Below are 9,133 nucleotides of genomic sequence, written 5' to 3'. Positions count from 1 at the left end.
CAAACAAGCAAAACAATATTCGAACTAAATACACTTCTAAAGGATGCCCTTCATACCCTATTTCTTCTAATCGGTCATGCAGTTTACCCATCAATTCTGCAGCTTTGATATTCGCAGGATCTTGCTCTTTATAGGTTTTCTTTTGATACCCAAGTATGGAACCAAAACTTTGAACATTGAGAACTAATTCATCAAGCGTAAACTGTACAGTAGTTTGTTCCTCAGTATCATAAAGCCTAAAAATATGAAAGTCACATACCAAAACGTATTTGGGTAATTCGTTTTGCTTTAATCCGTGCGTATAATCAATAGCCTGCTGAAAAGCTTTATCCAGGTTTTTACCCCGACTTTTCATTTCAACTAAGATGGTTCCCTTCCAGAGTAAATCTATATATCCATCTGCATCTGAGAGTTTTTTTACCCTGTGCTCAAAAGTCCCTATCTTTTTCCGAGTTATCCCAAAAACTTCAAAAAAAGCATCTAAAAACGGTTTAGCATCAGCTTCTTCATTGGTAGTATCTTTCCATTCTTTAGAAAACCGAACAGCTCTATCTTTAATCTCGTTCCAGCTTAACGCCATAATTATGAATTTTTAATCTTAAATTTTTATAGTACTTCTACCCTATCCTTGCAATCGCTCACTAGAAACTGTGCTGTGCAGCTGCAAAGAAACTTGTTTTGGCAATCATTTACAGATGTATTATCTCGCTTACAGTACTTTAAATTCTGTGAATTATTTTAAACATTAGAAGCAACCATTATGGTTTTATCTATACAGTAACGCGTTTCATATTTATTTGCAAAAAATAGGCAACTTGTTGTAAAATGTGGTGTTTAATAGTCGTAAATGTAGGAAATTATAATGTACAAAAGGTGTAAAAACAAAAAAACCACTGCTTACAGTGGGTTTTTAAGTAAACGGTACAGGACTAAATTCGAACCTTATACTCAAAGATTTGAAATTCGTAGCTGATTGATTTGAAACTTAAAGTAGTACATACATTTGATAGGATGCTGGAATTGATTGGTTTCATTAATTAAAATCCGATAACACGATTTGCGATCCCAACAGATTCCAATTGTCAAGACCAATTTTTTTCTCACTTTATCGATATACTATGTGGTCACGGATTGCGAATTTGCGCAATCGGAATATTTGGTTTAAATTAATGTTTTCAGTTCAATTTCATCATGCTACTATTTTCCTAACCTAATTAATGAGGTAATTTATCTCTAAAATAACCATATACCCAAGTCCCAACAATAGCAAAGAATAAAGTTACAAGCATCACGGTTACTCCAGTTCCTATTTGAGCGAAAATTGGACCAGGACATGCTCCAGTAATAGCCCAACCTAAACCAAAAATAAGTCCGCCAATTATTTGACCTTTGTTGAATTTTTTATCGTGAAATTCTATTTTTTCTCCATAAATAGTTTTTATATTGAACTTTTTGATAAGAAAAACGGAAATCATTCCCACCACAACAGCACTACCAATAACACCATACATGTGAAAGGATTGAAAACGGAACATTTCTTGAATGCGGAACCAACTGATAATTTCGGCTTTGATGAATACAATGCCGAACAATAAACCTACGATTAGGTATTTAGTGTTGTGGTACCATTTGTGTTCTAAATGACTTTCGTTTATACAAATTGTGTCTAAAGAACGTGTTTCAAAATCTGTATTTTGATCTATATTATTCATATTGTATTTTTTAAAGTGAAAGTAGGTAAGGAAGAATAAAGTTTGCCATTATGAGTCCGCCTACGAAAAAGCAACAAGTAGCAACTAGTGATGGTACTTGCAGATTTGACAAACCCGAAATTGCGTGACCACTTGTGCAACCACCGGCATAACGCGAGCCAAAACCTATCATAAAACCTCCCACAACCATCATTAAAAATCCTTTGAGTGTGAATAGATTTTCCCAAGAGAAAATTTCTGATGGTAACATTCCGTCAATATTTGTAATACCATAAGTTGCTAATTCTGTTCTTAAATCGTCATTGATGATTATTGGATTTGGATTGGATAAAAAATGGAAAGCAATTACACCTCCAACTAGAATCCCGCCTATAAAAAACATATTCCAAATTTCTTTTTTCCATTCGTATTTAAAGAACGAAATGTTGGCAGGTAAACAAGCGGCACAAGCATGACGTAAATTGGCGCTAATACCAAAATTTTTGTTTCCTAAAATTAATAATGCTGGTACGGTAAGACCTACTAATGGACCAGCAATGTACCAAGCCCAAGGTTGTTTGATTAATTCTATAATTTCCATAATTTAAAATTTTATGATGCAAATTTGAACTAAAAAAAAGACCTGGTTTGTAACCTTTGTCACATAACAAAAAAAGTGCTTGATTTCTCAAACACTTCCTTTACTATTTTATTAAGTTAAATTACCAACAACGCAACTCACAAAAGATTTTCCTTTATGTAAAAGTGTGTACATCCTTTTTTGAGATAACCCAAGGTGGATAATGTATTTACAAAAACAGCTCTATCTATATCAAAAATAACAGCAATGGTATCTGTTTCTTTTATCGATTTCGACTTCGGTTACGTTTTCAATTTTTAGTAGTGCCGTTTTTAAACTATTCAAACAACCACCCTATTTTATGTGTCATTTATATCTATTTTTAAAAACTATTTTACATCCATCCATTCATTTGTTCCACCGCAAAGCCAATTGGCTTTATATCCTAAATCGGAAAATAATTTTGCACCGTCTATAGATCGACCACCTCCTTTGCCACAAGCAGTTACATAATGATTTTTCCTGTTCAATAAAACACTATTTTCTTTTAAAGCATCTAATGGAATATGTATTGCATCTTCAATATGATAATTGTCAAATTCCTCTTTAGAACGAACATCAATTATTTGAAATATCATATTATTTCCAATTAGTTCCTTCACCGTTTCTACTTCTATACAATCGATGCTTTTTTTGGTGTCGTTTGGCATTCTCACTTTTATAATTATTGATGAAATTATTGTTAGTATTCCAATCAAATAAATGGCATATTCTATTCCAAATACATCGGCTGTAATTCCCGAGATTATTGCTCCAATAGCATACCCTAAATCTCTCCATAATCTAAAAACACCAATGCTTTCTGCTCTTTGAAAAGGATTAGTAGCACCTGCAATTGTCGATAAAAAAGTTGGATAAACCAAAGCCGTTCCAAAACCTAAAAGTCCTGAGACTAGTGCCAATTGATAAAAAACACTACAAAAAGGAATGGCAATAATGGCAATACCTTGTACTAACATTCCCCAAAAAAGCATTGCCTTTTTTGAATAAATATCAGACATTTTACCTGTAAACAATTGACCAATTCCCCAAACCGTAGGATATATAGCTGTTATAATTCCAATATTTGCTGTATTATAATGCATTGTGAATAAAATGATTGGCAATAATCCCCAAATCATACCATCATTTAAGTTATTCACCAATCCTGCTTGTGTTACTGCGCTTAATGTTTTGTTTTTGAAAGTAGTTTGGATAAAAACATTATTTAGTTTTTCTGGATTTACTACACTAGAAATAGCTTCTATATGTACAAAATGACGAGTGTCTTTGACAAAAAGTAGCGTAAGCAAAAATCCTACTATCGAAATTCCAATTCCAAGATAAAAAGGATAAGGGGTTACACCATATTTTTCGGCTATAATCCCTGTTAGAAACGCTACAACTCCAACAGCAAAATAGCCAGCAAACTCGTTTAGTCCCATTGCAAAACCTCTGTCTTTTTCGCCGACCAAATCTATTTTCATTACCACAGTGCTGCTCCAAGTCAAGCCTTGACTAATGCCTAACAAAATATTAGCAAAAATTACCCAGTTCCAAGAATTGGCATATATTAAAATAAAAGGTACTGGAATGGCTAAAAACCAACCAAATAAAAGTAAATTTTTTCTCCCAAATCGATTGGCTAATTTTCCGGTGAAATAATTCGTAATGGCTTTAGTAACTCCGAATGCTACTATAAATGAAAGAATAGCTGTTTTGGAAGCCATTCCAAATTCAACTTCAGCAAATTTTGGAAAAATCGATCTTTCCATTCCAACCATTGCACCAACAAAAGCATTGATGATAACCAGAATTGTAAATTGTTTCCAATTTTCTTTTAGACCGAGTTTTATGATATCTTTTTTCAATTTTGTCTTTTTAAAATCTTAAACAATTCCGTACAGGCTTGCTATTTATTGTCCAATTAGTTTTTACCAAGTAGTAAATCCCCCATATTTTTCTTCACTCATAATATTCTAATTGATAATCTCCTATATGTTTTTTGTTCTCTAAAATTGATTTTTTATGTTTGAAATAATTAACAATTCCAATTAAGAAAATAATACCCGAAACTGCAAATAAAACTATTTCGATGGCAATACTATTTTCGATTTTTAATACATTTTTCAGACTTAAACCTGCAATTAGAAAATACATTGCAGTTCGCAAAAATGCTAAAAAAGTAGATTGGTTAGCAAGTACAGTTCGTTGTAATGCCAATTTTTCTCTTAAAATTAAATCTTTGTTGATAGGTTTCTGGTTGTTCATTTGGAGTTGGTTTTATCAAGAATGATTTTGATTATTTCTTCTTTGGTTAGAACCCCAGATTGTCGCCATAGTTGTTTACCGTCTTGAAAAAGCATCATAGTAGGGACTCCGCGAACTTGGTATTTTTGTGCCAATGTTTGGTTTTTGTCTACATCTATTTTAATAATTGTAATACGATCTTGAAGACTTTCCTTCACTTGATTTAGAACAGGTAAAAGCATTTGGCAAGGACCACACCAAGTGGCAAAGAAATCTACCAAAACTGGTTTTTCAGAATTTATAATGTCATTGAAATTACTCATTTTCTTGTTTTTTTTTGGAATTGAACAGCCATAGCTAGCAAAACCCATAGTACATAAAGTGCTTATTTTTTTAATATAGTATTCACATCTTGCCAGGTGCCACCATTAGTAACATTTACAAAACCATTTTGTTCTAATATACTTTTGGCTTGACCGCTACGGTTACCACTTCGGCAAAAAACGACAATATTTTCTTTTCCTTTAAATTTATCCAAGTTTACAGCAATTTGGTCTAAAGGAATGTTTGTTGAACCTTTTACATTACCCTCAGCAAATTCGTCAGGAGAACGGACATCTACCAAAAACGCTCCTTCTTTTACTAATGTTGCTAAATTCTCGTTATTATTTCCGCCAAATATAGTAGTGAAAATTCCCATATCTTATTTTTTTATGATTATTAAATTATACTTTTAAAACTTTACTTTGACACACAAAATCGGTTTTAGAAACAGTTGTTTTTTCAATGGCATTGTAACCACCTTCAATTTCAGAAAAATTTCTGTAACCGCGAGCTAGCAATATTGATGCTGCCATCATAGAGCGATAGCCACCAGCACAATGCATAAAGAAATGTTCTTCTGGATTGATGTCTTTCACCCATTCATTTATAGCTGCTAAAGGACGGCTGTAAGACTCCTCGACGTGTTCTGCTTCGTACTCACTTTCTTTACGAACATCGATAACTTTGCTTTCGCCAATTTTTACTGCTGCCTCAAATTCGTCGGCAGTTATTCTGTTTACCGTATCAACATCATAACCAGCTGCCGCCCAAGCTTGAAAGCCATTTTTTAAATGGCCAATTACGTTATCGAAACCAACACGAGTTAAACGAGTTACTGTTTCTTCTTCCAAACCTAAATCGGTTACTAATAAAATAGGTTGTTTGACATCGCCAATTAAAGCACCAACCCAAGGAGCAAAATCGCCATCGACACCAATGTTTATTGATTGTGGAATAAATCCTTTTGCAAAATCGCCATTATTTCGAGTGTCTAAAATTAATGCGCCAGTTTCTTCAGCAACCACTTCAAATTCGGTAGCCTTGATAGCTTTCATACCTTGATTGAAAACCGTTTCAAAACTTTCAATTCCGCTTTTGTTCATGGCTACATTCATTCCGAAATAAGCTGGCGGTGGCAATAAACCATCAGTAACTTCTTTGACAAATTCGGCTTCAGTCATGTTGGAGCGCAAGGCATAATTAGTTGCTTTTTGGTCACCAATGGTACCTACCGTTTCTTTGCTCATATTTTTTCCACAAGCCGAACCGGCACCGTGCGCTGGATAAACAATTACGTCATCAGCCAAGGTCATAATTTTATCTCTCAAGGAATGGAATAACAATCCAGCCAATTGCTCTTGTGTCATGTGAGCTGCTTTTTGTGCCAAATCGGGACGACCAACATCACCTAAAAATAAAGTATCTCCTGAAAAAATGGCGTGGTCGTTTCCATCAGCATCAATTAATAAATACGTGGTACTTTCCATTGTATGACCTGGAGTGTGCAATACTTTTATTTTGATATCTCCAATTTCAAAAACTTGATGGTCTTTTGCTGAAATGAATTCAAAGTCAGGTTTAGCATGTGGACCATAGACGATAGATGCTCCTGTTTTTTTACTTAAATCTAAGTGACCAGAAACAAAATCGGCATGAAAATGGGTTTCGAAAATGTATTTTAATTTTACCCCGTCTTTTTCTAATCTGTCCATATAAGGTTGCGTTTCACGAAGAGGGTCAATGATTGCTGCTTCTCCATTGGATGTGATATAATAAGCTCCTTGAGCTAAACATCCTGTATATATTTGTTCGATTTTCATTGTACTGTTGTTTACTATTTTTTAATATTGTTAAACAAAATTAGTATTTGATTTTTGCTTTAATTGTAACAATTATCACATAACCTTTTTTTATGGGAAAAATAATTCTTTGATTATGATATTGATAACCAAAACCAACCAAAATAAGTTTTTAATTTTGCCTAATCTATATTTTGGATAAAGCCGTTCCAGTAACTATTCCGATAATTTCACAATCAGAAATTGTGAATAAAAATTACTAATACTAAATGTTTATGAACACTCACACAACACTTACTAATCCTGCAAGATTACCGGCAACTTCACCTTCAATTACTATTAATGGATAATTGAATTTTTGTTATTCTTCGTTGTCAGCAACATTAGTTTTTTTTCTATTTTATCATTCTGTAAGAAGCTACAGTATTTAAAATACATTTGGTAACAGCAAAATCGCCAATTGTAAAACCTTCTTTTGGTATCGCTGGTACAATCAAAGTACGAGTTGTAAAAACAGCTATAATTGATAGGATTCTAAAAACAATAGCTGTTTAATATTAACTAATACTTTTTTGAAATAGCCAACAGAACCAGCAACGCTAGTTAAATCAACAAATAAATAACAAGTAAGAAGTGGCTACAACTTGCTAAATAGCAATTAAACAACCTAAAACAGGTACAGTTAATATTGACCTACCGCCTCCTATTAGCCCTAGCGCAAAACCAATAAATATTGATGCAAAAAAACCTATGTATTCCATAATTGTAAAATTTTATACTGTAAATATTGGCAGTTTAAATTTCATGATTTATAGCTTTTATCACACAAGTACTTTATTTTAATAGTTCGATGTGATTACGGTGCAATTTTAGTGCACCACGTTGTTCTAATTTTTTGAGTAATCGAGAAATTACTTCTCGTGAGGTGTTTAATTCAGTAGCAATTTCTTGATGTGATAATTTTAAATCTGCACAACCGCAAGCATTTTTATGTCGTTTTAAATAAAACTCTAAACGTTCATCCATCGCTCTAAACGCTATACTATCGACGACTTCTAATACTTCTTCAAAACGACTTCTGTAGGTGTCAATTACAAATTCGTACCAACTACGGTGTTGCATCATCCATTTATCCATGAGTGATAAAGGAACCATAACCAACTCTACATCTTCTACCACTTTTGCCATAATTTGGCTCTGTTCATTTTTTGAAGCACAAATCATAGAAATTGCACACGCTTGACCTGGTTTCAAATAGTACATAAAAAACTCTCCGCCATCTTCGTCTTCGCGATAAATCTTGATGCTTCCGCTCAAAACTAATACTGTATTTTTTATATACTGACCCGTTCTCATTATGACATCGCCTGCAACAAAAGATTGATCAAGTGCATTGGAATTTATATCTTCTATAAGTGCATTCGAAAACGATGGGAATCGTTTTTTAAGGTTTAGGATCATTTTGTGCAGTTTATACTAAATAGAGTAATTTAGATTAATCAAGTTGTAACAAAATTAGTCAAATTTAATTTTTTAAAATAATCAATTGAAACAATTAACCATTGGTTATTTTTTAGACATTTTTTTTATTGATAAATTTTTTTTCAAATTATTCATATCCTCATTTACTTTTATTATTAAAAACAATTGTTTCGTGTTGGGTAGTTCGCAAGTTTTTATGATCAAGCATTTTATTTTCGCATATAAAATCACTAACGAAGTACATTTTCATCATACCTCTATTTTTAACTTCAATTTCGCCTCTATATTCACAGTTAAAAGCCTCTTTAATCAACTCGTAAGTGTTTTCAGATATATTAATTTTACCAGGTTCTGAATTATTTTCCATGCGAGATGCAATGTTTACCGTATCTCCCCAAATATCATACGCAAATTTCTTTGTTCCAACGACTCCAGCTACAACTGGTCCAGAATTAATTCCGATGCGTACTTCAAAACGGGTATGATTTAGAGGATTATTATTTTTTGAATCCGTAACAAATTGGGTGATTTCAAAAGCAGCATGAATCATTTTAAAAGCATGATCGTTTGTTGCAAACGGTAATCCTCCCGCACACATATAACAATCTCCTACCGTTTTGATTTTTTCTAAATCATATTTCGCCATAATTTCATCAAATTTCGAAAAATAATAGTCCACACTTTCTACCAATTTCTCTGGTGATAACCTTTCTGAGTAATGCGTAAATCCTTCGAAATCAGCAAATAAAACTGTCACAGATTCGAATTTTTTGGCTAGTACTTTTCCATTTTGTTTCAACTCGTTCGCTGTTTCCTCGGGAAGAATATTAAGCAATTAGTGGTCTGACCGGTTCATTTGTTCTTCAATAATAACATTTGTTTTCTTTATGAATTTATAACGTCTGTACATTCCGAAGGCTAATAAAAAAACAAGTATCGCTGAAACAGCAGATGAAATTGCCATAATC

10 protein-coding genes are annotated in these 9,133 nt (G+C 33.0%); all 10 read right to left on the bottom strand.

From position 1 onward, the window contains the following. Positions 1-580 (bottom strand): type IIL restriction-modification enzyme MmeI (locus ACH2BG_RS04170; RefSeq protein WP_395046461.1); only part of this gene is annotated, 580 nt, incomplete at its 3' end. A 634-nt stretch (positions 581-1,214) separates the two neighbouring features. Continuing rightward, a complete protein-coding gene (locus ACH2BG_RS04165; RefSeq protein WP_395046460.1) occupies positions 1,215-1,712 on the bottom strand; it encodes a DUF6691 family protein in 498 nt (165 codons plus the stop codon). A gap of 10 nt (positions 1,713-1,722) precedes the next feature. Next, the gene (locus tag ACH2BG_RS04160; protein WP_395046459.1) at positions 1,723-2,292 is read right to left on the bottom strand and encodes a YeeE/YedE family protein; all 570 of its coding nucleotides are present in this window, start codon (positions 2,290-2,292) and stop codon (positions 1,723-1,725) included. Between the two features lie 368 nt (positions 2,293-2,660). Next, positions 2,661-4,181, bottom strand: coding sequence for an MFS transporter (locus ACH2BG_RS04155; protein WP_395046458.1), 1,521 nt, complete (start codon positions 4,179-4,181; stop codon positions 2,661-2,663). Positions 4,182-4,275: 94 nt separating this feature from the next. Continuing rightward, positions 4,276-4,581 carry a DUF202 domain-containing protein gene (locus tag ACH2BG_RS04150; RefSeq protein WP_395046457.1) on the bottom strand — a complete coding sequence of 102 codons (306 nt, stop codon included), beginning with the start codon at positions 4,579-4,581 and terminating at the stop codon, positions 4,276-4,278. After that, positions 4,578-4,883, bottom strand: a complete 306-nt coding sequence (gene trxA / locus ACH2BG_RS04145) for a thioredoxin (protein WP_395046456.1) — start codon at positions 4,881-4,883, stop codon at positions 4,578-4,580. Before trxA ends, ACH2BG_RS04150 begins: the two co-directional genes overlap by 4 nt. 62 nt (positions 4,884-4,945) lie before the next feature. Then, positions 4,946-5,260, bottom strand: a complete 315-nt coding sequence (locus ACH2BG_RS04140; RefSeq protein ID WP_395046455.1) for a rhodanese-like domain-containing protein — start codon at positions 5,258-5,260, stop codon at positions 4,946-4,948. A gap of 25 nt (positions 5,261-5,285) precedes the next feature. Further along, entirely contained in the window at positions 5,286-6,704 is a 1,419-nt protein-coding gene (locus ACH2BG_RS04135; protein WP_395046454.1) for a rhodanese-like domain-containing protein, read from the bottom strand. A gap of 813 nt (positions 6,705-7,517) precedes the next feature. Then, positions 7,518-8,144, bottom strand: a complete 627-nt coding sequence (locus ACH2BG_RS04130; RefSeq protein WP_395046453.1) for a Crp/Fnr family transcriptional regulator — start codon at positions 8,142-8,144, stop codon at positions 7,518-7,520. A gap of 160 nt (positions 8,145-8,304) precedes the next feature. After that, complete coding sequence (locus tag ACH2BG_RS04125) at positions 8,305-8,964, bottom strand: adenylate/guanylate cyclase domain-containing protein (protein WP_395046452.1); 660 nt, start codon at positions 8,962-8,964, stop codon at positions 8,305-8,307. Between the last annotated feature and the right edge of the window lie 169 nt (positions 8,965-9,133).

Source organism: Flavobacterium sp., assembly GCF_043779715.1.
Lineage (GTDB): Bacteria > Bacteroidota > Bacteroidia > Flavobacteriales > Flavobacteriaceae > Flavobacterium.
This window is presented reverse-complemented; position numbering and strand designations above follow the sequence as displayed.